This window comes from Rhodococcus sp. NCIMB 12038, assembly GCF_002165735.1.
Taxonomy (GTDB): domain Bacteria; phylum Actinomycetota; class Actinomycetes; order Mycobacteriales; family Mycobacteriaceae; genus Rhodococcus_F.
This window is the reverse complement of record NZ_NHML01000002.1, coordinates 180,163-205,371: the sequence shown is the minus strand read 5'-3', so window position 1 is coordinate 205,371 and position 25,209 is coordinate 180,163. Positions and strand designations below refer to the sequence as shown.

At 64.0% G+C, this 25,209-nt stretch carries 26 protein-coding genes; 20 read left to right on the top strand and 6 right to left on the bottom strand.

All coding sequences use genetic code 11. The annotated features are described in order from the left end of the window. Positions 1 to 7: 7 nt before the first annotated feature. Complete coding sequence (locus tag CA951_RS03225; RefSeq protein ID WP_179220098.1) at positions 8 to 370, bottom strand: histone-like nucleoid-structuring protein Lsr2; 363 nt, start codon at positions 368 to 370, stop codon at positions 8 to 10. 690 nt (positions 371 to 1,060) lie between these two features. Between CA951_RS03225 and CA951_RS03220 the strand changes: the two genes are divergently transcribed. From CA951_RS03220 to CA951_RS03175, 11 genes are all read left to right on the top strand, one after another. Then, on the top strand, positions 1,061 to 2,053 hold the full coding sequence (locus CA951_RS03220; RefSeq protein ID WP_087555493.1) for a hypothetical protein: 993 nt from the start codon (positions 1,061 to 1,063) through the stop codon (positions 2,051 to 2,053). A 122-nt stretch (positions 2,054 to 2,175) separates the two neighbouring features. Beyond that, positions 2,176 to 3,270: a hypothetical protein gene (locus tag CA951_RS03215; protein ID WP_143542997.1), complete on the top strand. Its 1,095-nt coding sequence runs from the start codon at positions 2,176 to 2,178 to the stop codon at positions 3,268 to 3,270. Positions 3,271 to 3,456: 186 nt separating this feature from the next. Further along, the gene (locus tag CA951_RS03210; RefSeq protein ID WP_087555491.1) at positions 3,457 to 4,755 is read left to right on the top strand and encodes an AAA family ATPase; all 1,299 of its coding nucleotides are present in this window, start codon (positions 3,457 to 3,459) and stop codon (positions 4,753 to 4,755) included. Positions 4,756 to 4,875: 120 nt separating this feature from the next. Beyond that, positions 4,876 to 6,711, top strand: a complete 1,836-nt coding sequence (locus CA951_RS03205) for a hypothetical protein (protein WP_143542996.1) — start codon at positions 4,876 to 4,878, stop codon at positions 6,709 to 6,711. A 116-nt stretch (positions 6,712 to 6,827) separates the two neighbouring features. Then, positions 6,828 to 8,804, top strand: a complete 1,977-nt coding sequence (locus CA951_RS03200) for an AAA family ATPase (RefSeq protein WP_087555489.1) — start codon at positions 6,828 to 6,830, stop codon at positions 8,802 to 8,804. Positions 8,805 to 9,032: 228 nt separating this feature from the next. Then, positions 9,033 to 9,428, top strand: a complete 396-nt coding sequence (locus tag CA951_RS03195) for a hypothetical protein (RefSeq protein WP_087555488.1) — start codon at positions 9,033 to 9,035, stop codon at positions 9,426 to 9,428. Positions 9,429 to 9,621: 193 nt separating this feature from the next. Continuing rightward, positions 9,622 to 12,792, top strand: coding sequence for an ATP-dependent helicase (locus CA951_RS03190; protein WP_087555487.1), 3,171 nt, complete (start codon positions 9,622 to 9,624; stop codon positions 12,790 to 12,792). Between the two features lie 363 nt (positions 12,793 to 13,155). Beyond that, positions 13,156 to 13,530 (top strand): type II toxin-antitoxin system Phd/YefM family antitoxin, encoded by a 375-nt coding sequence (locus tag CA951_RS03185; RefSeq protein ID WP_087555486.1) that lies wholly within the window; start codon positions 13,156 to 13,158, stop codon positions 13,528 to 13,530. 5 nt (positions 13,531 to 13,535) lie between these two features. Then, positions 13,536 to 14,051 (top strand): hypothetical protein, encoded by a 516-nt coding sequence (locus CA951_RS03180; RefSeq protein ID WP_087555485.1) that lies wholly within the window; start codon positions 13,536 to 13,538, stop codon positions 14,049 to 14,051. Positions 14,052 to 14,115: 64 nt separating this feature from the next. Beyond that, positions 14,116 to 14,280: a hypothetical protein gene (locus tag CA951_RS43285; RefSeq protein ID WP_179220097.1), complete on the top strand. Its 165-nt coding sequence runs from the start codon at positions 14,116 to 14,118 to the stop codon at positions 14,278 to 14,280. A gap of 47 nt (positions 14,281 to 14,327) precedes the next feature. Beyond that, a complete protein-coding gene (locus CA951_RS03175; protein ID WP_087555484.1) occupies positions 14,328 to 14,765 on the top strand; it encodes a hypothetical protein in 438 nt (145 codons plus the stop codon). A gap of 147 nt (positions 14,766 to 14,912) precedes the next feature. Here CA951_RS03175 and CA951_RS03170 read toward each other — a convergent pair whose 3' ends face one another. Both CA951_RS03170 and CA951_RS03165 read right to left on the bottom strand, forming a co-directional pair. Continuing rightward, positions 14,913 to 15,251: a hypothetical protein gene (locus CA951_RS03170; protein WP_256973264.1), complete on the bottom strand. Its 339-nt coding sequence runs from the start codon at positions 15,249 to 15,251 to the stop codon at positions 14,913 to 14,915. After that, on the bottom strand, positions 15,248 to 16,033 hold the full coding sequence (locus CA951_RS03165) for a hypothetical protein (RefSeq protein WP_256973263.1): 786 nt from the start codon (positions 16,031 to 16,033) through the stop codon (positions 15,248 to 15,250). Before CA951_RS03165 ends, CA951_RS03170 begins: the two co-directional genes overlap by 4 nt. A 164-nt stretch (positions 16,034 to 16,197) precedes the next feature. Between CA951_RS03165 and CA951_RS03160 the strand changes: the two genes are divergently transcribed. From CA951_RS03160 to CA951_RS03145, 4 genes are all read left to right on the top strand, one after another. Next, positions 16,198 to 16,413 (top strand): hypothetical protein, encoded by a 216-nt coding sequence (locus CA951_RS03160; protein WP_087555483.1) that lies wholly within the window; start codon positions 16,198 to 16,200, stop codon positions 16,411 to 16,413. Continuing rightward, positions 16,406 to 16,951 (top strand): DnaB-like helicase N-terminal domain-containing protein, encoded by a 546-nt coding sequence (locus CA951_RS03155; protein ID WP_143542995.1) that lies wholly within the window; start codon positions 16,406 to 16,408, stop codon positions 16,949 to 16,951. The genes CA951_RS03160 and CA951_RS03155 overlap by 8 nt, the downstream gene beginning before the upstream one ends. Positions 16,952 to 17,232: 281 nt before the next feature. After that, the gene (locus tag CA951_RS03150) at positions 17,233 to 17,577 is read left to right on the top strand and encodes a hypothetical protein (protein WP_087555481.1); all 345 of its coding nucleotides are present in this window, start codon (positions 17,233 to 17,235) and stop codon (positions 17,575 to 17,577) included. Between the two features lie 159 nt (positions 17,578 to 17,736). Then, positions 17,737 to 18,213: a hypothetical protein gene (locus CA951_RS03145; protein WP_087555480.1), complete on the top strand. Its 477-nt coding sequence runs from the start codon at positions 17,737 to 17,739 to the stop codon at positions 18,211 to 18,213. A 573-nt stretch (positions 18,214 to 18,786) separates the two neighbouring features. Here the strand turns inward: CA951_RS03145 and CA951_RS03135 are convergent. Beyond that, positions 18,787 to 19,734, bottom strand: a complete 948-nt coding sequence (locus tag CA951_RS03135) for a hypothetical protein (RefSeq protein ID WP_179220096.1) — start codon at positions 19,732 to 19,734, stop codon at positions 18,787 to 18,789. Between the two features lie 698 nt (positions 19,735 to 20,432). Here CA951_RS03135 and CA951_RS03130 point away from each other — a divergent pair. Further along, positions 20,433 to 20,843, top strand: a complete 411-nt coding sequence (locus CA951_RS03130; protein WP_087555477.1) for a hypothetical protein — start codon at positions 20,433 to 20,435, stop codon at positions 20,841 to 20,843. Positions 20,844 to 21,072: 229 nt separating this feature from the next. Here the strand turns inward: CA951_RS03130 and CA951_RS03125 are convergent, their stop codons facing one another. Then, positions 21,073 to 21,627 (bottom strand): DUF1992 domain-containing protein, encoded by a 555-nt coding sequence (locus CA951_RS03125; protein ID WP_087555476.1) that lies wholly within the window; start codon positions 21,625 to 21,627, stop codon positions 21,073 to 21,075. A 75-nt stretch (positions 21,628 to 21,702) separates the two neighbouring features. On the opposite strand from CA951_RS03125, the gene CA951_RS03120 reads away from it, so the two are divergent. Together CA951_RS03120 and CA951_RS03115 are read left to right on the top strand one after the other, a co-directional pair. Beyond that, a complete protein-coding gene (locus CA951_RS03120) occupies positions 21,703 to 22,305 on the top strand; it encodes a TetR/AcrR family transcriptional regulator (RefSeq protein ID WP_087555574.1) in 603 nt (200 codons plus the stop codon). Positions 22,306 to 22,507: 202 nt separating this feature from the next. Then, a complete protein-coding gene (locus tag CA951_RS03115) occupies positions 22,508 to 22,882 on the top strand; it encodes a YciI family protein (protein ID WP_087555475.1) in 375 nt (124 codons plus the stop codon). 358 nt (positions 22,883 to 23,240) lie between these two features. Here the strand turns inward: CA951_RS03115 and CA951_RS03110 are convergent, their stop codons facing one another. Next, a complete protein-coding gene (locus CA951_RS03110; protein ID WP_087555474.1) occupies positions 23,241 to 24,083 on the bottom strand; it encodes a MerR family transcriptional regulator in 843 nt (280 codons plus the stop codon). Between the two features lie 195 nt (positions 24,084 to 24,278). Here CA951_RS03110 and CA951_RS03105 point away from each other — a divergent pair, with 195 nt between their 5' ends. Then, entirely contained in the window at positions 24,279 to 24,800 is a 522-nt protein-coding gene (locus CA951_RS03105; RefSeq protein ID WP_179220095.1) for an AAA family ATPase, read from the top strand. Positions 24,801 to 24,845: 45 nt separating this feature from the next. After that, the gene (locus tag CA951_RS03100) at positions 24,846 to 25,169 is read left to right on the top strand and encodes a DUF6412 domain-containing protein (protein ID WP_087555472.1); all 324 of its coding nucleotides are present in this window, start codon (positions 24,846 to 24,848) and stop codon (positions 25,167 to 25,169) included. The last annotated feature ends 40 nt before the right edge of the window (positions 25,170 to 25,209 follow it).

The window sequence follows — 25,209 nt, the reverse complement described above, 5'->3', positions numbered from 1 at the left end:
GTCTCGATCACCGTGTGGTGTCGAGCAGGCTGACTGGGCCGATGCCCTTGGCTTCGTGGTACTTCGCGAGTATCTCCTTGCTGACCATTCCTCGATCCCCCACATCGATACCGTTGGCCTTGGCCCACAATCGCGCTTCGTGGTGCATCACTGCGTTCAATGAGCCGTGCGTGTTGCGGCCGACCTTCTTGACCTTGCGACCGCGCTTGACCACGTCGAAGACGGAGATCGCTTTCAGTTCTTCCTCAAGCTTGTCTCGATCGACGTCAACCACCCAGATCGCGTTGTCGAACACCACACCGACCCGATACGAGTTCTCCACCTCCTCGCCCGTCACGTCGCTGTAGACCGTCGTCGATTGCTTGATCACCATCTGTGTGCTCCGCCTGGTCTCGTCGGCACCGCCCCATGCCTGGTTTCTCACTTAATTGGGAATAATACACAGAGGTTGCGAGCGCGAGCCTCTTTGTACAGGTCAGGACGGTTGCGAGTCCGAAAACTGTTTCTCCACCGAGAACTGATTTCGTTATCTGATCATATTCGAGCGTGACTGGGTCATGCTGTCGATCGTCTTTATCGGACCGTCGGAACAGCGACCGCGGGTGAGTACAGGTGACCGTCGAGGTCATCGGATGCCACTGCGGGCGCCGGAGGTGCCCGCAGGAAGGGTTGCGGTGTGTCTGTGAAAGCGGAGACCAGCGAGCCCCGATGGGGCGCAAAACTCTCCGGTGGGTGGTGTCACCCTGGCGTGGGACTGATGAGAAATCAGGACTGCGCCAGGGTGACTCACACGCGATGAAACACACACCGTCCCGATGGTTCTCGAAGAACTTCAGTCGCTGATGCTCGACAGCATCAACACAGGAAACGTCCTGTAACGAGCGGCTTGTCGCCGCATTTGGCGCCCTATTGCAGAAATTCCCTGCCGTACCTCTCGGCGCCGGTCGGCACCTGTTCCGCCACAGCGCGACAGACCTACCGGTGACGAGGACCTCGGGTTCGTACCCCCAATCGGCCCGAGACACCTACCCACACCCACACCCAACACGAAAGAGTCGACATGACCACACCGACCGTCCCCACCGCGGAAAACATTCGCCCGGACCAGATCATCGTCGTTCAGGGCACCATCGAGTACGCGCGTACCGCGAGCCTGATCGATGGCCCAGAGCTCGAGCGCCGAGTCAAGAACTCGCTGAGCGCGTACCCGACCGAGTCCCCGCACACTCTCATCAATCTGTCGCAGCCCCAGATCGTGCCCTCCGACCCGGCGCAATTCAGCTGGGAGGAGGCGTACGTCCAGAGCCTGTTCTTCACGCACAAGAAGAATCCGGAGAAGGGCGTCGGTTACGAGGCCAAGAACGTCACCCGCAACCTCCCGACGCTGCTCGCGTTGGATCCCGAGGTCCCGGGCGCCCACCGCCAGATCGTCGAGCCCGAGGGCGAGATCGCCAAGGGGACCGTAGTGCGGATCGTGGTCAAGACCTTCCAGTCCAAGGACGCCAAGACCGGCCGGCCTCACCGCAAGCTCGGTCTCGGCCTCGAAGCCATCATCCTCTCGACCGCCGAGGTTCCGTATGCGCCGCGAGCTGGTGCCCGCAATCTCGATCTCAGCTCCTTCGGCATCACGGTCAGTGAGCCGCTCGTCGCCACCAAGGGTATCGAGAACGAGCCGCAGAACGAGATCGTCGGTACGGACGAGTCGGGTCTGCCGGCCGCGCCGGTGCAGCCCGCTGCACAGCAGGCTGTAGCACCGACTCAGCCGGTCGCTCCGGTGCAGCAGGCTGTAGCACCCGCTCAGCCGGTCGCTCCGGCGCAACCCGCTGCGCACCAGGCTGTGGCTCCGGCGGTGCAGCAGGCTGTAGCACCCGCTGCTGCGGCGCAGCCGATCGTTCCGGTCGCACCGGCCTACCAGGTCGCAGCTCCCGTGGCACCTGGAGCTGCGGCCCAGGGTGTCGCCGCTCCCGCTCAGGTGGCGGGTAACCCCGACGACCCGTTCGCCGGCGCTCCGGCCCCGAACTGGGGTGGCGCCGGCATCCAGCCGCCGGCATGACATCCGGTCGGACATAGGTCGACGACCTGATCGGAACAGGGCCGCGAGCTCCTCGAAAGAGGGCCCGCGGCCCTGTTCTTTTCGTTCACAGTCACCACCGAGTAGAAGGATCGGCTTCGCACATGAGCGCACACCAGCACCCACACCCTGCTTCGGTGTTCCCCGAGTTCTACACCAACGCCCACATCCGCTCCAGTCTTGCCCCGCACCGGCTCTGGACCGTATCCGACTTCGACAAGGTGCCGGTCGACATCGTCTCGGCCCTCGACACCTCGCCGGTGTGCCCCCGTTGCTGGCGACCGGAATGCAACGAAGTCCACGGCGCGCGAGTCGCGGATGCGGACACTCAGTTGCTGACCCTCGACGAGCTGACCGCCGCAGTCCCCGACGCTCGCAACGTCGCCACCCACCTGGACTGGCGCTCGTCCGGGTTGATGGTTCTCGACATCGAACCGCACTGTCCCCCCGAGGTCACCGATCAGCTGTTGCGTCTTGCGACCGGCAACACCGCCTCCCCCCGACCGAGAGCGGTGTACTCGGAGCTGTCGAGTTCGGGCCACGGGTACCATCTGCTGCTTCCGCTGCCGGAGAATCTCGCGTACTTCCCGAGAGCGTCGAACGCGACGAAGCTGCAGCACCCGAAACTCTGGTACGAGGTTCTTCTCTATCACTGGATCACTTTTTCGCGCAATCAGATCCCGCCGCAGCGTCTGGCCGCAGCCGCCGCCGAACCCAACGGTGCGATGTTGACCTGGGAGGGAGTGTTCGGGCAACTGGTCGAGATCGCACCAGGTGGCACAGCCACCGGCGACCAGGCACCGGGGCATTTCGACCAGGCGCTCGCGCTCTCGGGCGACGAACTCGATCTGACCAGCATGGAAGCCGAGGTCGCTCGCACAGTTGTCGACTACCTCGATCATGAGGACAGCAAGGACCTGATCGGCGACTTCCACGGGGACACTTCCCGGTGGGAGATGTCCCGGCTGATCCGTATCGCCGCGGTGGCCCAATCCAAACTTCACGTCCGGACCACGATCAACCGGATCACCAGCGCCGCGACACAGACCCGCGAACAGGACGAACAGCAGTTGCTACGCGTGGTTCACCACGTGGCCCGCGAAACGCTGCCGCCTCGAACCAAGCACGACGAACGCCGATCAGGCGTGTCCTACCTGCTCAAACGGTGCGCCGAAGCACTGGACCATCTGCACACCTAGAGCGAAGGAGCGGGTGGTTGGTCACGCGTTCGCGGCCAGTCGCTCGACCGAGTGGGGACGACGGGCGCACCGGAGGTGCACCCGGAGCGTGTCTGAGCGCGGTGTCCGCCACGAGACCAACGACACCTCTGCTGCTGCAGACAGAACCCACCGCACCACCACACCGACCCGGAAGAGACCACAGACATGACCTTTCTCCTGAACGACGACTTCATCCTGCGTCACCTGCGTCCGGACCTGCGCAACGCGCGGGTCGCGCCCTGCCTGCTCGGGCCTCCGGCGATCGGCAAGACCATGGCCGTCAACGCGCTGGCCCAGAACGGTGACTTCGCCGTGTTCTCCATCGACGTCAACACCCTCTCCGACGCCGCCGATCTCACGGGCGTGCGCACGGTGCCGGACCCGGCGAACCCGAACCGGTTCATTCAGGTCTTCTTCCCGCACCACACCATCCAGGAAGCCAACGATCACGCCCTGGGGAATCCCGACACCCTGGTCGTCATCCTGCTCGACGAGATCAACCGCACCAGCTCGGATGTGACCTCAGCGGCACTGACGCTGCTGACGTCGCGTCGCTGCGGCAACCTCAAGCTCGCCGACAACATCCGGTTCATCGTCACCGGCAACGACAAGGGCAACATCTCGATGCTCGACACAGCGTCGCTGACTCGTTTCGCCCTGTACCCGGTGCGCCCCGATGCCAAGGTGCTCCTGGACCTGCTCGGAGAGGATCTGCAGCCGGCCATTCGAGAGGTGCTCACCGAGCACCCCGACTGGGTGCTGCAGAACCCGACACCGACCGGGATGCTCGTCGTTTCCGCCGAGGACGACGACGACCACAGCAGCGCCGCGGTCTCCGATCGCGAGATGGCCGAGTTCGCGAGCCAGATGGACGACAGCCAGGACATGAGCCAGTACACCGCCCCGCGGACCATCGAGGGTCTCAATCTCTGGATGAACGAACTGGGCATCGCTCTGATGGCCGAGCTGGCGATGGATGAGGCGGTCAGCCCCGACGGGCAGACCACGACCGAGCTGATGCTCGGCATGCTGGCCCACACCGGCAACACCGCGTTCACCGCGGAGGTCCACGCCAAGGTGCTTGCCTCGCTGCTCGCGCCGGCGGCGATGTCCGGCGCAGGTGCGGTCACCATCTCCCGCCCCGCGGCCTGGGACGGGCTGCGCGCGGCGACGACCCGGAGCCAGATCGAATCGATCATCGCGTCGCTGGATCCCGACAAGCAGGCCGACGTGCTCATCTTCGCCCTGACCACCAAGGACGAGAACAAGCTCACCAAGCAGGTTCTCGATCTCATCATCGACCACGGCACTCTCGTCGCCCTGAAGAAAGACCAGCGCAGCGTGCTGCTCAACCGGGGTACCTCCGGAACGCTCAACCCGGCCTCGGTCAGCTACTTCCTGGACAAGACCACCTCACCGCTGGTCGTCTCGCTGACCCCAATCCACGAGTTCCTCGCGGCCTGACACCGCCTGACTCGGCGCTCGAGCCCCGGATCGCGATGTGCGATCCGGGGATTCGGTGTCTCCCCAGGTGACCCGACGCCCCACCTGGACCGCTTCTCGCACACCAAGAAAGGGCCATTCATGGCAATCATCATCTCGGGGCAAACGCCTCATCGCCTCAGTGCGCACGACTTCCCGCCGCCCTTGGTTGCCGACCCGGACGAACCCGGCGCCGAGTACGACCCGTCTACGGTGCTCACGGCGTTCGCGCGCGAGAACCTGCTCCGGCCGTTGGTCCCCGGCATGCCGGCGCACGCCATCGATTCGGTGACCTCCGCCCCGCTCGAGGCCGCCGATCTCGGACGAGTGCTGGCCACTCCGATTCTCGTCGACCCCGCCAGCCACAGCACCCCCGGGGACACCCCCGAGAACAACGCGGCCGCCTTGGATCTGCTGGCACAGACCACGCCGGCGATCTCGCGTGCTTCTCACCTGTACATCCGCCAGGTGTTCCTCAACCAGGGTCTCGGCCAGTTGAGTCTGCCGGCCCCCGCACCCGGGAGGGTGATCTATTCCGCGGAGAACGCCGTGTCACCGTCGGCGAAGGAGCTGCTCAATCTGATCGGCTCCGGCGCCTCCCCGACCGCCTACGACGAGGGAGAGACCGCCTGGACTCAGTTCTTCGTCTCCCTGGCTGCTGCGTTCCGGCCGTCGACCCTCGGTGTCGCCATGCTCGGTCCGGATACCTTCACCCGCTTCGGCGAACACCTCATGTCGGTGGCCCTGGCGCTGCACGCCGGCGGCAAGATCTCCGACGGCGTCCTCGACAAGTGCCGCCAGTGCGCCGCTCTCGAGCTCGACGATCTCACCGAAGCGTTGCGTCTGCGACCACATTCGGGCGTTCCGACGGAGGACTACTCCTTCGCTCGTCTGGTGGTCCACTCGCTGTTCTCCTTCGTCAAGGGTGAGCAGACCAGCGCCGAACTCGCCGCCGTCCCGGCGCAGGCCGCGCTGCTGCCATTCGATCTCAGTGAAGTGATCTGCCCGGAAACGATCGTCTTCGTCAACCTCGATGCGCACGCCCGCCGCGTGCCCGCCGACGTCAAGAAGCAGTGGATGTGGGTCGCCAACCAGCTCGCCGGCGGCCTGAAGATCATGTCGATGAAGTCGATCACCCGTCTCGGTGCCGCCAGCAACCGGCTGCGCAACGCTGAACGCAAGGCCGTCAACTCGCGCGACCAGCTCGAGGAGAGGACCAAGCGCGAGGCCGAGATCGGCGACTTCTCCGATGTCGCCCCTCCGCCGAATCAGATCCTGACCGATCTGCGGGCCAAGCTCAACCGTATGGCCAGGGTCAACAGGTCGGAGAACGTCAGGCTGTACAAGCAGAAGACTTTCTCCCGGGCCAACCGTCGCCGGCCGGACAATTCCGACGTTCCGGGGACGACCTTGCGCCGGGAGTTCATGCCCGACATCCACTACTACCCGGATACGTCCGGATCGATGAGCCTCCAGGACTACATGGACGGTGCGCTGTTCCTGATGATGATGGCGAAGAAGTTCGATATGAACTTCTATTTCAGCTCGCACAGCCACCTTCTGGCGCCGCAGATCCTGCTGCCGGTCAAGGGCAAGTCCCTCAGCCAGATGAGGAAGCTGATCGAGTCGGTACCCAAGGTCGGCGGCGGCAACAACTTTGCCCTGATCTACGACTTCGTCCAGGCCAGTGCCGATCGTCGTCGCCGGCTGAACGTCGTCGCCACCGACTTCGGGTGGATGGCGAACTCCTCCCACATGTTCACCCACCCGGACAACATCGTCTACGTCCCGGCGTTCGACCGTTCCGATCCTGACAACTGGACCTCGGTGAAGCGCAACTGCACGCACTTCATCAATTCCATGCGCCCGCTCGACCCGAACATCGACGCCAAGATCCTCGGCATGGGTTACGCGGGGGCGTCGTTCGACACCAAATGACCAGGTAGCGGAGGCGGGGACCCGACACCGTCTCCCGCCTCCGCGATCTGTCAAGCCCACTTTCACCACCTCGGCTCTCCGCGCCGGACGCCCTACCTCCGAGAGGACACCTCCCCATGACACACCGGACCACCGCCCAGCTCGGCGCAGCGCAGGTTGTCGCCAAGGACATGCACGACTTTTCCGACAACGACAAGAACGGTTCCGGCCCCGACCCCGGTGCCGGTCACGGTCCCGGCTCCGGTGCGGGGCCGGCGGGCTCACCGGGTTCGATGAGTCCGCTCGGTGCGATCATGGGCGGCTTGCTGCCGGGCGTGTCCGATCCGGACGACCCCAGCGAGGTCGCCAAGGAGATGCTCACCGACTACAACGACAAGTTCGCGACGGCGCTGCCCGCCGAATTTCGCGACGAGGTGATCGACCGCACGGCCGCCGCGCTGATCAGCAAGAACAAGCCCAGCGCGATCCTGCTCGGTCCGGCCGGTGTCGGCAAGACCCGTGTCGTCGAGGAGCTGGCCCGTCGGATCGCGACCGGTGATCCGACCGTGCCGCCGCGCCTGCGCGACAAGACGATCTACGAGCTGAACCTGTCTTCGCTGGTCGCCGGGACGATGTACCGCGGCATGATGGAGCAGAAGATCGAGGCACTGATCGCTTTCGCCAAGGAGGCGAAGAACGGGGTCATCCTGTTCATCGACGAGATCCATCAGCTCGTGCCCACCGACGGTCACGGCTCGAGTGCCCACGAAGAGCTCGCGCAGTCACTCAAGCCCGCTCTCGCGCGCGGTGACCTGCGTGTCATCGGAGCCACCACCGACCAGGAAGGTCGCCGGCTGGCCTCTGATCCGGCGTTCTCCCGTCGATTCACCCGGATCGGGGTCTCCGAACTCAACCAGGACCAGACGCGGCAGGTTCTGAGCAGGGTCCTTCCCAGCCTCCTGGCGCACTACAAGAAGGCCGTGTCGGTTGACGAGGCGATGCTCGATCACGTCATCACCCTCGCGGACGAGCATCTGGTCACTTTGCATCGTCCGGACAGCGCGTTGACCCTGCTGGATCGATCGCTGGCCAAGCTCACCATCAAACGGCACAAGCCGGACATCGCTGCGTTGATGGCGCCGGGCGACGCGTTGCCGCTGACCCGCGCGGTGATCAAGGAGACCGCGGAGAGCATGCACGGCTCGGACGCGGTCCCCCGCGGTTTCGATCAGCAGGCACTGACCGAGGCGCTCTCGCGAATCGAAGGCCAGGATCCGGTGTGCGAGCGTGCGATCACCCTGCTGCGCAGGGATGCTCGGGGTATCTTCCCGCGACGTCGGCCGATGGGATGGATGTTCGCCGGCGCTTCCGGTGTCGGCAAGACCGAGATCGCCCGCCAGATCGCTCACTCGATCATGGGTACCGAGCCGATCATTCTCAACATGGCCGAGTTCTCCGAGCCGATCTCGATCACTCGGTTGCTCGGGTCTCCCGCCGGCTACGCCGGGTCGGACTCGAACAAGGAGATGCCCTTCGATCCCCTCGATGCCAACCCGCGTCAGGTCATCGTGCTCGACGAGTTCGAGAAGGCTCACCGCGATGTGCAGCGCATCTTCCTGTCCGCGCTACAGGAAGGCTCCGTGCGGATGGCATCGGGGAAAACGGTCGACTTCAGCAAGGCCCTCATCATCGCCACCACCAACGCCGGTCGCGACAACATCTCCAAAGGTGGGCTCTCCCTCGGCTTCACCTCGTCCTCCCCCGCCGCGACCGGGGCTCACACCATGAGCCGCGAGCAGCTCACCAAGGCGCTGACCACCACGCACGGCGGCACGGGCTTCGAGCCCGAACTCCTGGGTCGATTCGCCTGGATCGTCGCCTTCGACGTCATCTCGCGCGAGGTCTACGGCAGAGTGCTTGCCGCCACGTTCGTGCGCCTGCGCGGCGAACTCGAACGCACCAATCCGTTCCTGGCGGCGTCATTGCCCGACGAGCTCACCAATGAACAGATCGCCGAGTTCATCGACAACAGCTATGTGCCCGCCCAGGGGGCGCGTCCGGCCGAGACGACCATCCGCAACTGGATCGAGGACGTGCTCGACCCCGTCGCATGACCGAACCACACAACAGGGGCCTCTGCGATTCGCGAGGCCCCTGTTGCGCATTCGGGACACCTTCTCTCCACGCACTATCCGCGCAACTGCCACAAATCGTCCGTCAGCGGATCGCTCACCGTCCGTAGGCGATTTGAATACCACCCAGCATCCGTGCTCTAGCCGCACAACCACCATTTGACGTCCGCCACCACCGGACCGCGCAGAGCGCATCTGAAAGGAAACATCATGGTCTTCCAGCAACTGGTCGCGAGCAACTACGCCAAGGACCTCACCGAAGCCGCCGCAACCACCCTCGTCTCCTGCGAGAGCGTCCACCGCGACAAAGGCGAATCCGCCATGGCGGCACTCGTCGACGCAATCGACACCGGCGGCCTGTTCGACTTCGAACAGGCCCTGACCCTTCTCGTCGGCCAGGCCGTGAACATCCACGAAGATCAGCGCGATCACCCTTCGTTCGAGGATCCGGCTTCACTGGCCGACTGGCTGCCCACCGGACAGGACGAAGAGGACCGACTTCTGTCCCTGTTCGATCCCGAGCCCCGTGCGCTCGCCGACTGGCTGCCCACCGGACAGGACGAAGGGGACCGCATCTTGTCGCTGATCTCCTCTGAACCGTTCTGACACTTCTGCCGTCGAGACCGTCGGCTTTCTCGCGTCGAGCGGAGAGCGCAGTGAGCGCGCCCATGGGGCGCACCGGAGGGGACCAGACACAGCTCACCAGCCGGGCAAAGTGCCGGCCGGATCGTGCGGCCGGCAGCCGAGCTGGAAACCACCACAGACACCACCACTGACCACGTGAAAGAGGAGACCGGCCATGCCGATCGAGCCGCTGATCATCGACGACGACCTTCTGGATGTCGACTCCACCGAACCGAAGTACACCGCCAAGGACTTTCATCGCGAGATCACCGGCACCGGCGGGCACCGCGGTCGCATCGACGTCAGCGTGCACCCGGCGAACCCCGATCTCAGCTACGACCCGATCCCGAAGGTGGACGCCCCGACGAAGGAGCAGATCGACGGAGAGACCTCCGTCCGGACGCTCGTCACCCAGCCGTTGCTCGAGCAGCACTTCGAGAACTCCCTCGTGCAGGTCTACATGACCGATGTCGAGCGAGCCCGCGCCGGGCAGACCGCCACCGAGCTCGAGGCCTCCCCGTACCTCTACCGGTTCGGTGTGCCCTCGATCGCGCACTTCGAGGAGGTCAAGAAGGCCAAGAAGGTCGACGTCCGTCTCGTGCACGACATGTTCGACGTCAGCGCGTCCCTCGGTGGCGGTGTGCCCGGCTACCGGTTGTGGCTCAACCTGGAGCCGCAGCTCGTGGTGCTGCGTGATCGCGGTGTCATGGACGCCAGCACTGGCAAGAACGTCTGGACCAAGACCACGCACATCCGCTACCGCATGGAGCTCTACGCGATCGCCGACGAGCAACACACCGACGAGCTCTACGACGCCGACGGCGTCACGGTGTTGCTCGATGCCGCCGGCGCTGCGGTCACGGCCCCGTCGATCACCGAGATCGCCGCGGTCACCGATGTCGTGCGCTTCGACCCGCTGAAGTTCGACGGTGTCGATTCGTTCGTCCAGATCAACTACTCGTTCAACGTGCCCGAGACCCTGGCCGAAATGATCGAGTCCACCGTGATCTACCTGCGTGGTAACCGTTCCGGTGCGATGCCGGTGTTCGACAACAAAGCGTTCCTGGCGTGGTCGCTCGACCACTACTCGGTATACGACCGACTGTGCCACGCGGCCGAGGTTTTCCAGACCGAGCTCGTCGTCGAACCCACCCTGACCTACATCCACCGGCTCTACGCTGCGGTGCACTGGACGGCGACCGCCCGTGGCACTGCGGTCGAGGCCGTCGACATGGATTCTGCCGGCCGACAGCTGGCGTTCCTGGACAACTTCCCCACCCCGCTCGAGGCCTACACCGCGATCTACAACGGTCTGCTCGCGCTGGACAACTCCGGGCCGATCGCGACCGCGCTGATCGCACGAAATATGCAGCTCAAGCAGAACGCCGAGCTGCAGCGACTCAACGCAGTCAAGCATCTGCTGCCCGTACCCGGACCTGTCGATCCGGCCCGGTACACCATCCCGGACTACGCCTCGATCCAGCAGCGTGCGGCCGTGGAGACGACCGAACCGCTGGTGATGGTCGTGGCCGGCGCAGGTGCCGGCAAGACCTGGACGATCACCGAGCGCATCAAGATGCTGACCCTGGGCTGCTCCGTCCCGCCCAGCTCGATCCTGACGCTCTCGTTCACCAACGCCGCGGCCGACGAGATCCGCGATCGCAATCCGGGTATCGAGTCCAAGACCATCGCCCGGATGATCCACGAGATCTACACGACCAACTTCCCCAACCAGGAGCTCTCCACCATGGAGACGATCCAGAACTCGCTGGGAATCTACTTCGGGGCCAAGGTGCACACCGACCCCGTCCTCAGCGAGTTCCATCGGTTGGTCGGCAACTCGATCGTCAAGGAGACCAACGCGGACATCATCGCGATGAGCGCGTTCATCGAGCGGTACACCAGCGAGGTCGTGACCATTCTCGACGCCATCGGTCAGACCACCCTGGAACTCGAGATCATCCTCTCCTACCTGCTGATCGACAGGCTGGTCGAGCCGTGCACCAGCCCGGCCTACCTGATCATCGACGAAGTGCAGGACAACAGCGCATTCCAGTTCGTCTACGCCATGCGGTACGCGGCCAAGCACCAGTGCGCGCTGTACATGGTCGGTGACGCCAGCCAGACTCTTTACGAGTTCCGGGCAGCCAATCCGAAGGCGCTCTCTGCGCTCGAGGCGTCCGGTGTCTTCACGGTCTGCAAGTTGTCCACGAACTACCGGTCGGCACAGGAGATCCTTGACTTCGCCAACATCCATTTGCGCGAGATCGAGGCCAACCGGTTCACCCAGATCCAGTTGCAGGCGAACGCCGTCGATGCGTCCACCGTGGACAGTTTCACCAACTCGGTGCGTCTGATCAGCAAGTCCTGTGGAACGCAACGGGCGTTCGATCAGAACCTCAAGCAGTATCTGAAGGGCGAGCCGCTCAAGGAATACTTCACCACCAACCTCGCAGCTCGCGAGACCACGGTGGTGCTCTGCCAGACTCGGCGTCACGCCAAGATGGCGCAGGAGGCTCTGACCGAGATGTTCCCCGGGGACGCGGTGCACAATCTCGTCAGCGACCGTGCCTACAGCATGAAGACGTTCTCCACCTTCATCGCACGGCATTGGGACCAGATCACGTGCGTGGAACCCTCGGTCGCACCGTTCACGTTCCACCAGCAGATCCGCAACCAGATCGGCTCCCTGGAGCCGCGCAACACCGAGGTGGCCGAGAAGGTTCTCCTCGACGCCCTGGTCGATTGGTGGAAGCAGACGAACAGCCAGTGCCAGAGCTGGTTGCACATGGTCGCCTCCGGGATGATGACCGATGCAGATTTCTTCCTGCATCTGCGCAAATCCATCCTGGATTGCGAGATCCGCAACAACGCCATCCGCAACTCGCTCACCGGTCAGAAGAACGCGATCCGCAAGGAGGAAATGGCTGCTCGAGATCCCAAGCTCCTGGTCTCGACGGTCCACGGCGTCAAGGGCATGGAGTTCGACCACGTCGTGGTCGTGCTCTCCCCCGAGACGTCGAACTCCCGCAAGGACGAGTCCTACAAGCGGCTGCTCTATGTCGCTCTGACCCGGGCCAAGATGGACGAGGTCATTCTCGCAGGTGTCGGCTCCGCCAAGCCTCGCATCGAGACCGACCACGAGGCTGTCGTCGAAGCTCTGCGCCGCAGGGAAATCGAGGACGCACCTCCGGCCCCGGACGAGCACTCGGTCCAGATCATCGAGGTCGCCGAAGGCGATGTGGTGGATCAGATCAATGCTCTCGGTGCCGAGGTGGGGATCGACGTCCGCGTCCCCGCCGCGGTCGGGTCTGTTGCCGGCGGCGAGCAGGACACCCCGTTCTGAATCCGCTCCGGTGCACTCCGGGGGCGATCATCGCGATCGCCCCCGGAGGTGTGCCCATCGCACAACACCGTCCGCCCACCAACAGAGAGTGACTGCGATGCCCGAAATCGATTTCCGCAGCATTGCTGGGTTGGTCCTGGTCTACCGGTCGGAAGGGACCGGCAGACTCTACGACCAGTCCGCCTCAGACCTGGTCGCTTCAGGAACCCTCATCGACCCGGAAGGCCCGAGGGCCGGTGACGACATGGAATTGGTCGGATACCGCTTGGTCTAATCTTCCAATCAGCTGATATCCGAGGAAGGCGTTCATTCGACTCACGACTTCAGCAACAGGTTGCGACACAACACCGAAAGAGACCCGCCATGCCCGACACAAACAACATCGACAGACCCGACGAGAGCGTCGACAAACCTTTCGACCTCATCCCGCTGGATCGAGCTCCTGGCCTGGTCTTGCCGATGATCGCCCGTTTCGCCAAGGGGTTGCCCGAACCGATGATCATCGGCGCACACGACAGGCCGGTGGCGGCGCTGGTCACGATCGAGGATCTCCAGCGACTGCGCGAGTACGACCAGCGCGCGCTCGACTCCGAGGACTCCTTCTACTCCGAGCTCAATGACCGAGTGCAGAGTGCAGACACCACGGAGGTCGTCACCGATCTCAATGCCTTCGCGCGCACTCTAGGGCCGCTCGGAGAGCAGTGGGCCAACAGGCGTTCTCAGGGCGATCGGGGCTGACGACAATGACCGGTGCGCCGTACCAGCTCGCTTTGCATCCAGCGTTCGAACGTGACCTGCAGGACCTGGCGGCCGAGGCCGGTCGCAACCCCGCCGGGGAAGCGCGCCGGCTGCTGATGGTCACGCTCAGTGCGCTCGAGGCCGTCCGGGACGGCACGATCCCCGTGCGTCCGCTGGACCAGATGAGCTCCTACCCGGACCTGTCCGATTGCAACAAGGTCTATATACAGACCGATCCGAACGCCAAACCGAAGTATCGGCTCGTGTGGCGTGAGCGGGCGTCGGATACGCCCGGTGAGCCCCCGGTGCGCCAGGTGATCCAGCTCGGTGAACGTGAACTCGGCTCGGTGTACCACCTGGCCGGCCAACGGCTCGGCCGTCCCGCCGGTGTGTCCATGGACGAGCTCATGGAGCCACAACGCACCGACATCGCGGCAAAACTCTCCAGCCTGTCACAGCCACAGCCACAGCCACAGCCACAGCCACAGCAGCGCACCAGCAGTCTGAACATGGACTACTGAAGAACGTCGCCGCGGAGCGATCGCGCCCCGGTGACGTGAGCGTGACCGTGCCCATATTGTGGTAATGCTCACGAACCCAATGCGTTTCGACCTCCTGGCCTCGTCGCTCGACTACGTGAAGGCAGACAGTATCGGGACGGTCGCGGAGTGCCGTCTCGTCGCCCGTGAAGCACCCGCCATCGCTTGGGACGAGAGGCACCGCTTCGCCCGGATTCGAGGCGGAGCCTGACGACAACCCGTACCGCAACTTGTCCTTGTTCTCAAACGAAAGAAGCCATGACACTCGACTCGAACGAATTTGTATCCATCGCCCGCCCGAAGAGCAGCCGCGCGCAGATCGTGACCGCGTGGATCGCCGCCTCCCTCGCCGTGCTTCTGGCCTTGTTCGCGGCGGTGACCTGGTTCATCCTCTCCGCCTTCGGTAACAGTCTCGACAACGCGTTCGACGACTTCGAAGAGTCGTCCGCTCCCAGCGCCGTGACGCAGTGGCTGTGTCTGCCGTACACCCAGTTCGTCCTCGAACAGCACCGCGCCGGCCTCACTCCCGAGCAGATCATGGCTGTCCTCGAGGTGTCCGAGTACAAGCGCGGCGGCCAGCTTGGCGTCACCCCGTCGGTCGCTGAGATCAACGAACCTCGTCTCGACTCGCCGGAAGCCTGCGGGCTCCCCTTCGAGATCATCAACGCTGCGGACAATGCGGGCCCGACTCCCTAGCGATACAACAGAAATCTGAGACTGAACTGACGATCAGCACGAGACAGAAATACGCCCGCTCCGAGACTATCTCGGAGCGGGCGTGTCTTTTCAGCCACTCCCGACAGGCTAGCTCGCACCCACGCCATCGACCCCACCCTCACAACGTCACGTCGAGCGGGGAGCGAGATTCTCGGCGTCGACCCACAACCACAAATCCATGCCGCTACTGCGGTTCGCCGAGCGGACCGGCACGCAGACCTGCCCGAGCCAGCGGCCGTCAGCGACCCGGAGCCAACAGTGCAGGTGCCCGAGCATCCGCGATTCGAGCTGCACTCCCCCGGCACGGACCCTGAGCGGCAGAGTGTCGGCGCGCGTGAATCCCGAGCTGCCGGGCAGTACGCGGGAGACATCGACGAACACCGGTGCGGGACTGTCCAGGTGGCGGACGGTCGGGGTATCAGGAAAGGGTTCCACCCAGTCGTCGAGTCCCGGTGGCAGGTTCACCGCGCCATCCTCAGTGGTGCTATAGCCCCGCTGTCGTCGGTGGCCTGGATCCAGTCGACGTGGCCGCCGCGGCCGCTGAGGGTGACGGTCCGGTGGCGCGGGTGGCCGCCGCGCGTGGTGACCTGGACATCGAGGTCGATGCCGGTGATGCGGCCGTAGCCCGGCTCGAGGCCGCGGTAGCCGGCGACCCGTGCGTCGAGATGGACGTCTGTTGCCGGCCAGCGACCCCCGGTGAAGGCGAGGACGGCGCCGTTACGGCGAGCGCGAGCGGTCACCGCTCGAGCACGGCTGGGTGGCACGTCCGCGCCTGCGAGCGACACGAGGATCAGGTCGATGCCGTCGACGAGCACCGCGGCGACGGCGACTGGGTCGGGACCGGGCTCTTCGATCACCGCGCACCGGCTTAAGTCGGCGCCCATCTCCGCCGCTGCCAGCAGGCCCAGGTCCGGCGATCCGACGACGGCCGCCCAGCCACCGGCAGCGGTCACCGTCGCGATCAGGCCCGCGCGCAACGAGGCGACCCCGTCCACGCGAATTGTCGAACCGCGGGCCAGGCCCCGATGCGGGAGCAGGTCCGCGATCGGCGGTGGAACGGGCAGTGCCCGGATCGGCGACGGCTCCACGCGCTTCAGCGCATCCAGCTCGACCTCGCCGGATTCTGATTGCGCGTCGGTGCAGGTCAGAGCGGCAAGCGAGGGTCGAACGGGGCCAGCAGATCGTGCCGGGATCTCGGCCATGCGCTGACGCAGGCGCTCGATCGTCGCCGCCGTCGACTCCGCCACGGCGGACCTCCCTTCGCACACCCCTCCCGATAGTCTAGAACACCAGTTCGAACGTTTCGGTTCCGAGATCGAGGTGCTTCGGCAGTGCGGCTACAGAGACGGCCTCGTCGGGCACGCCCAGCTCGGTCAGGCAAACTGGGACACTCGAACAACAAGGGGGGTGCATGGGTGCCGTGGTGAACATCGAGGTCCACCTGGATCAGTCCGATGAGGTCGAACTGAGGTGTGACGGCGCAATAGCGAATCGGATTCGGCGCGACTGCAGCGGCTCGGTGCCCGACCCGAATCGAGAGCTCCGATGGGTGGTGCCGCTCATTGCCATGGCTGCTGTGCTGGTGTGCCTCCCCTTCCTTCTGCTTCACGGTGGCGTCGATGGTTGACAACCCGGCCATCCCCCTGGCGGAACCCGAAGACGAGCCGGGTTCGGACTGGATCGACCCGGACCTCGACCCCGAGGCTCACATGTTGTGCGCGGCAATGTGGTCTCGCGACGTCGACGAACTCCGGTTCGTGACCAGCCTGGTACGTGAAGACGACTTCGCCGATCCCTTCCGCCGGCCGATCTATGCCGCCATCCGCGACGCCGTGGCCGGCGGCCGGCCACATGACCCGGTCAGCATCAGTGCCGAACTCGCGCGAGCAGGCACTGATCGCGTCCCGCAAGCCATCCACCGCACCCACCGCAACGTCCTCACGCTCGGCAGTTCCGCCGGCGCCGTCCGGCACTACGCTGCCACCGTCGTCGCCGCCGCCTATCGGCGCAGCTTTCATGAGCTCGCCGGAACGATGCGACACGCCGCCGAAGCCGCGGCCGAGGACGAGCTCTTTCCGATCCTGGTCGAACTCGGCACCAGGCAGCGCGCCGAGCTGCGTCGCCTCACCACACTCCGCGGTGGCAACGTAGATCTGCAGAACTGAGGACTGCCGAGGCGCGCTGATTCGTTCCGTCACTTTCCCGCCATGGGGCTGGATCGAACGCGTCGTCCACGGCCGCGAGCGCCCGATCCACCCCGACCAGACCAGCCCGCGCCCGAGACAACACCGCGGCCGACGACAACGGATCGCCCAGATCGTCGACACCACCGACATGCCTGTGACGGTGTCCGAGGACACCGTCATACTGAAACCGACGCCGATCTTCCACAGAACATCCGTTCAAGAAGGCGTCGCAGGAAGACATCTCGGGGAGGACACGTTCAATGCAGAAGCCCAGACGCCTGATCGCCACCGGAGCCTTCGCTCTGGCAGCCACCGGCGCCGCTGTTGTCGGTACCGTCGTCGCCGCGCCCGCGGCCTCGGCTGCCGTAGCCCCCGGCAACTACACCTTCACCACCTTCAACTTCGGCATCCCGTCGAGCACGCCAGCCAGCATCCACGACGGTGTCCTGACCTTGCATTCACCGATCGGACCCGCCAACTACCGGATCATCGACGTTCCCGGGGGCGGATACATCGACTCCGGGCAGGGACAGCGATACTTCCTCGGCGGTGAGAGCTTCTTCGGTCCTTTCGTGATCGGTCACAACACGCTGACCCCGCGCTGAACGAACCCTGTCAGCGCATAGCTACACAGAACGCCGTCTCGTGCTCCACGAGGCGGCGTTCTCCGTTCTACACAACTGGCCGAGCGCCCGGCCGCAGCTATAGAAAATCCGCCACCACCCGACTGGCTACCCACAACCTGAGAGAAACAGGATGGACCAATGAACTCCGAACCCGAACAGACAGAACACATCCCGACGCCATATGGCCGTCTCGGCGTGGATCACTTCGATCGGGCAACCGTAACGGTGAAGATCTGCGGAACCCGTGCCGACGCAAAGTTATACGTCAACACACCATTGTCCCGGCACCGGAGGCCTGATTGGACTGAACAGCACCGACACCACACAGTTGAGGGCGGATTTGCCGCCGCGTGGGACTTCATTGTGGGAGCGGGTTATCGGGCGTCCGGTGGGGTCGACCTCGTGCGGAGCGACAACGGAGCGGTGAGTTACGCAATAATCGACTTCGACGCGGCCGGGAGCCCACAGCAGCCGGTGCCTCTCGCGATCTTCATCGAGGCCTTGAACCTGCTGACCGGCGATCCGAAGTGGGTTGCCGAGAGAGTTGCCGACGACCCCTTCACGCACTTCCTCTCCACGGAAAATCACGGCTGGACCTGCTATCTCGATGCCTGAACAACGGGCCTCGGCGGGTCGAATATCCTGATGACCGGGTGTTCTGGCCATCGCTCGGTCCAGCTGTCGGCGTTCATCACAGCGCAGCTCGCAAGGAGGCAGGAGTCCAACGACGCACACGGCGCATAGATCCGAAGCGACTCCGGCTCGGTGATCTGGCGCACGGTCCCCGAGATCCAGACAACCGGTCAGGCGGGGGACTCGATGCGCAGGTCCACATCGTCCCAGTGCCTCTCGGTCGCCCGCAGGACAGCGCCCGTCGACCGGGCCCTCGCCACCACCGCTCTCGCCTTCGACGGCGTCATGGCCGCGCCAGATAGCCCGAGAACGATATTCCGACCGTTTGACGCCCCCGTTCGGGATTCTTCACCGGACCACCTCTACGGGACTTCGCAGGTCAGCAAGTTCCAGTCATGGGACGGCAATCGGAATGAGCCCGGGTAGGGTTCGTCATATGGAATCCCGAAAGTCGTTCGTCCTGCATGGAACGGTGTGGCATCGTCAGCTCTGCTCTAGAGTGGCTGGGTTAACAAACATCGGCAGGTAACAATTTCGCTTTTCCTAGCCGACGCATCAGAACATCGACTTATATCCGTGCTCGATATTCCACAACCTCTTTGCGATCTGCTTCTCGTGTTGCTGTGAAGCATTTAATGATCGCTCCAGGTTGCTGTGATGCTCGCTCTGCATGGCGGACTGACGATTAATAGACGCAATCATCGAGTGTGACTGGTTATCGATCGAGCCAGCGATGCCGTCGATGCTCGAAGAAAGCGCGGAGATCTGAGAGGAAATCTGTGCACCTACCTGCCGCACTGCCGTTTGCAGATTGGCGAAACCGCGTTCCATAATCGCGTTACCTCGCCACATTTCGAAAATCTGCGCGAAGTCACGATCGCCTTGGGCGCGCCGGGTGTACTTAGCCATGGCGTCCGAGATTGCGGCGTAAGATTGAAGCGACTCCAGCGATATCGAGGATACCGCGAATGGGGGGACCTGGCCGTTGTAGTCCCTAGCGGCATCCTTGTAGCGGTCCGCGCAGGAGTCTATCTCTTGAACTGCTTTCTTATACGCATCTAAGTGGCAAGCACATTCTTCGACAGAGTTCCAGAATGGGTTATAAACACGCTCTTTCCAGTCGACGTCTGCTCGCTCCAACGCCGCGACGGCGTTGGCAAGGTCGTCAGGCAGACTGTTAAGCATCCTCAACGCGGTCGCGTTGGCATTCTCTATCGAGTTCTTGAGCTGCTGCTGCCTACTAGCATCCTGCTCACGAGCGGCACGCTCCTGGCGCTCTTTTTCATCTCGCTGCCTCTGCTCCGCGTCGGCCGCATCTTCTACCTTCTTGGATACCGACTCCATCACGTAGAAGATTAAGGCAAGCACGGCAAGAATTGCAGCTGCCTTCATCCAGCCGTATCCCGTGAATAGAAGCCAAGTACCTTCCTTCTCGGGGTGCCGCTCTTTGTCGAAGTCGGTTGGACTCGTGAAGAAATAGAAGATCGAGGCAAAGACAACCATGAAGGCTGAGCCAATGGCGCCGAGCCACGCTGCAGCGCAAAGATTCCCAAGAAGTTTAGACGCCCTCACTGCTGGCCCCCTCCATCTAACCTGCGCTCCCGATGTGGTCAGCTGGTCGACCGGCGCAAGGTGTCCGTGACAGGCAAAGCATATAGTCCCGTGCTCGGGTTTGCGCAATTACTCGCGTCAACGATTCGCGATGATAGTTACTGGCAGTAACTATCACTCCGCTTTGCCCCTTTCCCTAGCACAGCGTGCCGCAAATGTATGTCCTCCGTTCGTTCTACCTTCGATGCTTCGATCGCTTTCGTCCCGCTATAGCGCCATCTCGCGAAACGAACAGCCGCCCAAGAGTGGGCGGCCATCCGGAGTCAGACAACAGGTCTACTTGGTCGCCTTAGACGAACTGCGGACATTCTCGGCTCGGGGAACCTGCTGACCCGGCACGGTCGACTCACCGCGGTGATCGATTTCGGCGGGCTGGGGCTCGGGGACCCTGCCCACCGAATCCGAGTGAAGTTGACTGATGGCCAACCTATTTCCCTGAGTTCGGCTCAGCTTAAGGATCGAGAGCCTCACGGTACGCCGAACCTGCACCGGGGACGAAGTGGTGTTCGAGCGCGGGCCGGCGGGGAGTCGGCACTCGTTCCGTATGCGGATCCTGTACCGGTGAGTGCGTCGCGCGTACCGTCATTCGTGTGAGCGATACGTGGCTGACCATCGAGATTCTCGACGGGGAGTTCCCGGCGACGGCGTGGTGGCGCGGGCACGGCGAGGCGCTCATCGAGGCGGCGTTGACGAATCGCGCCCGCAACTGGAATCAGCATGAACACCGGTGGGGCGTGGTGGTGGAGGTCGAGTTCGCCGATGAGGAGACCGCCGATGCGTTCCGCGCGTTGCCTGCGGTGGTCGCGGTGCTCGACGCGGTACCCGACAGGCGGGCAGGGTTGCTGGTGTACCGCGGACATGGCGGCGGTGCGGCTACGCGGGTACCGCGTATCCCGAGGCCGACGCGGGGGTCCGACGCGGCAGCGCTGCCACTGCCCGAACCGGAGCCGATCACCACGGAGTGCTCTTCCAGCGAACCTGCGTCCCCTCTTCATGTGTGAGCTGAGAAGCCTGACTGTTGAGTCCGTCGGATTCCGACGATGCGCGTGACCAACCAGGGGGTTACCGAGGCACGTCCGGTCGTCGCACTACAGCTTCGCCCCGGCAGCGTCTCGCATGAGGAACCCGCACCGGGACGAGGTCGGTGCCTGCGCGTACCGACGGCCGCTGGCGTTTCGTCCCGCAAGCGGATCCGCTTACGGGACAGGTCGGGGACCGCGAAGCTGAACGTTAGTCAGATCTCGCGCTGTGCCGCGATTGTCGGCGGCCTCGAGTGCGCAGGCGCGGTCGGCGAGAACGCTCTTGCGCCTCGGCTTCTCCACGCGCCTTGGTGCCTGCTTTCTCGGTTCGCACCGCCTTGCGATCGGCCCACGCGGCGACTGTGGCTTCGGTGTCATGCGGCACGGTGATCAGCGGCGGTCCCGATGGCAGTTGGTACCGAGCGTGCATCACCCGCTCGTTGAACTGGGCTATCTCGTGTCGAACCGCCTTTTCGTTCGGTAACTGATCGAGTTGCTCGTCCAGGGCGGCGTCATCCTTGCGCAACTGAATGGAGGGCGGCAGGAAGGCAAGCCCTTCACGTTTCATGAACCTCTTGAGCCACCAATCCGGGTCATGGGCGTCGGACAGATCGAGTGGCTTACCGCTGCCGGGAAGGTCGTCGAAATCGCCCCGTTCGATCGCCTTCCGAATGTGCATGTCGGCGAGCAGCGCAATCGCTGTCTCGGCGTCGAAGGCGAAAGCGGAGGGGTTGCAAAACGTGAGGGGCAGCTCGTGCTCAGGCATCGTCGGAACTCCACTTCTCACAACGTTTTGGGTCACGTGTATTATGTCATGTGTATTGCCAAAAGGGAGGAACCGGTGCCGAAGCAGGTTGATCACCACGAGCGGCGTGAGTTGATCGCTCATGCGCTCTGGCGAGTCGTCGATCAGCACGGCTGGGCGCGGGCGTCCATGCGCGAAGTCGCCCGCGAGGCGGGAGTCTCACTGGGTCAGTTGCAGCACTACTTTTCCTCACGCGCCGAGATGTTGGCCTTCGCCATGGAGTTTGCTTCCGAACAGACATCACGCCGAGTCGCACGAAGCCTGGGGTCGCTCGACCAACCTCCGCATCCTCGCGACGTGCTGCGAGTAGTCCTCACGGAGATGCTTCCTCTTCGAGCCGACTCCCGTGCTACCAGTCGTATGAACGCGGCTTACGTGCTCGAAGCGATGCACGACTCATCGCTGCGCCAACAGGTTGGCCTCGGGCTGCGGGATGGACGCGCGATGGTCGAAAGTCTCATCCGGGAGGCGATAAGCCAGGGGCATATCCGTCGCGATTGCGATCCGGTTATCGAAACGGACCTCGTACTCGCGTTGACCGGCTTCGCTACCCTTCTCGACCTCAACGTCATCGAACCGCAGGCGGCGCTCACAGCAATTGACCAGCATCTCGATCGACTCTTCGGACCCGCGTCATGACCGGCGCAGTTTCCCGTTGTCCATCGGGTTCGGCGGCAAACCTATCCGCGCTCAGCGCTTCGTCGCCAAAGGGGGTCTGATCTTCATGACGAGCCATGAACGCGCGGTGCCACGGTCGGGATCAGCTCTTGGCGATGAGTTTCCATCCGTGCACGGTCAACCCGAATCACAGAACACCAACCCGAAATGAAGGAGAGCTCCAATGCCGCAATACTTTTTGACCCTGCCCCATGACACCGCCGATGGGCCGACGATGGACTCGATGCAGGACATGGACCCCGCCGAACTCGAGAAGGTGATGGCTGCGGTAGAAAAGTTCAACAACGATCTCGTTGCTGCTGATGCCTTTGTCACCGCGGGCGGACTGCATCCACCCTCCACCGCGATCACCGTCGACGCGACCGGCGACGTTCCCACCCATATCCCGGCACCGTTCGTCGAGGCGACCGAATATGTCGGCGGATTCTGGATCATCAATGCAGACGACGAAACCGCCGCCCTCACCTGGGCCGAACAAGCCTCCGCCGCACTGGGATCACGCATCGAAGTCCGCGCCCTCCAAGAAGAACCCCAATAGCGTCGCGTCAGGTGTAAGCGGTCCATCTCGGCACTAGAGCGCACGTTCGCCGAGTCGGTGCAGTCGAAGAAGGTGACCCGTCGCCCCGATGGCGTGGCTGATCGAGAGTTCCCGCGATCCCTCCCCGGCAACGCGCGAGAGAGCGAGTGTGGCCCGTGGGGCCGCCGTTCACTGCAGGTTCTCGAAGTAGGCGCGTTCTGTCCTGTTGCTGACGTGGTTGCAGTTCGGCCGCGGGCATCGCGGCGCTTGCCGTCTCGGAGGCCTGCTCATCTGCACTCGATTGACGGTCGGTGTCCGTGTCCCGCCGGTGCATCGTTGAGCGGGCCACGTATAGGCCCATCCAGCGTGTCGGTCTGCCTTACGCGGGGTGCCCGTTCTCCAGATAGAGAGTTGTGTCGTCGACCCTAGCCTGCAGTGCCTTCCGGGTCCGTCTGAGCATGTGTTCCGGTAGGCGGTGTTCTAGTTCGTCGTCGGTGCACCACGCCCAGCTGCGGAGTTCGGCTTGTGGCAACACGATCGCGGCCGACTGGTCCGACGTCAGGACGCCGGCGTCGTATATGAACAGTAGCCCCTCGATCCGGTTGGGGCTGGGCGCGACCCAGTCGGTCACGAGCAGCCGACCGGGTTGAACCGGAAGGCCGAGTTCGTAGCGGATGGCGCGTGCGGTGGCGGCGAGCGGCGACTCGTCGGCCTTGACCACCCCGCCCGGCAGCTGCCAATACGGTTTGTAAGTGGGCTCGACCAACAGGGTGCGGCCGCGGTCGTCGGTGAACAAGGCTCCCGCCGCGATCCGCTTCTTGGGCAGTCCACCGAGGTATTCGGCGCGCTCGGGTGTCATTGACTCGAACATGGTCTCGGCGGGCATGTCGGTTCCCTCTTCCAGGTTTCTGATGGTGATGTCCACGGTGGCGGCCAGCCGGTCCAGGCGGGTCCGTTCGTCGAGCAGCCGGCGGTGATGGCCGCGGAGCGCGTCGACCGGATCGTGCTGGGCGTCGACCACGCCGCCGATCGTCGCCAGATCCAGCCCCAGTTCCCGCAGCAGCAGGATTTGCTGGAGCCGCAGCAATTGCTCCTGTTCGTAGTAGCGGTAGCCGTTGGCACCCACGTCGGCCGGACTGAGCAGGCCGATCTCGTCGTAGTACCGCAACGTTCGTGCCGTCACCCCGGACACTCGGGCCACCTGCTGAATCGACCAACTCATCGGCGCTGAACCTATCTCTACGTGTCGGATTCACACGGTAGAAGCTGCCGCAGCGGCAAGGTCAAACACCTGACTCGGGAAACGGCCGACGGTTTGTTGACAGAGGCGGGAGCGGAGACAGCGTCAAGGCCGGCCGGGATGCTCCCGACTCGAAGTGGGCGGCGCCGGAGTGCCCGCTGTAGGACGATCCAAGCTGTGAGCAACCCCGTCGTCGTGTTTACCGGCCTCTCCGGCACCGGCAAGTCCACCCTCGCAGACCTCCTTGCCCGCAAGCTCGGTGTACCCGCCTTCTCAGGCGATTGGCTTCTCGGGTCACTCGCACCGGCACACGCCGTGCTGGCGAGATTGGACCGTCCGCGGTACCTGGCGATGTATCACAGCATGCTCGAGTCGCTGATCACGCGGCAGCTGATCCTCGACCAGGGTGCAGTGGTCGACTGCCGGATCGACGACACCGTTGCGGCGAGATGGCAAGGGGTGGCCGACCAGTACAGCGCACATTTTCACGTGATCGAATGTGTCTGCAGCGACGAGACCGAGCACCGCCGCCGAGTCGAAGGACGACAGCGGAACATCCCGGGCTGGCATGAGGTCGACTGGGCCCACGTCCAACGATCGCGTGCGGAATCGCCCCCGCTGACTGTGCCGCACCTGACCGTGGACTCGATGGAGCCGATCGAAGCGAACCTCGAGCGCATCCGCAGCCAGGTGACGTAGTTCGCCGACCATGGCCTCGCGGTCGCCATCGGTATGCTTTCTCCCATGGCACGGATCTGGTCCGCTTTCACTCAGGGGTTGAATCTCATTCAGCTCACTTGGGTGGCCGTGCTGACCTTGGTGATTGCGGCAACGCTCGCGATCGATGCACCGGCCGTGGTGGTGGGTGCCGCGGTGGCGGTTCTGCTGCTTCTCGAGGTGGCCGGCCACGGCTCACGATCCCCGCTACACCTGATCACGGAACCGGAATCCGGCCCACCCCGCGAGGAACAACGTCTGCGTGGCGCATTCCGCCGGCAGAGCGCCCCGGACACCCCCGGTCGTCCTCGCCGCCCACGAGCACCCGGACAGGTCCTGCAGGCCGCGTAGCGCTCTGACGCGCCGCGTCGGCCTTCCCAGTCGACCTAGT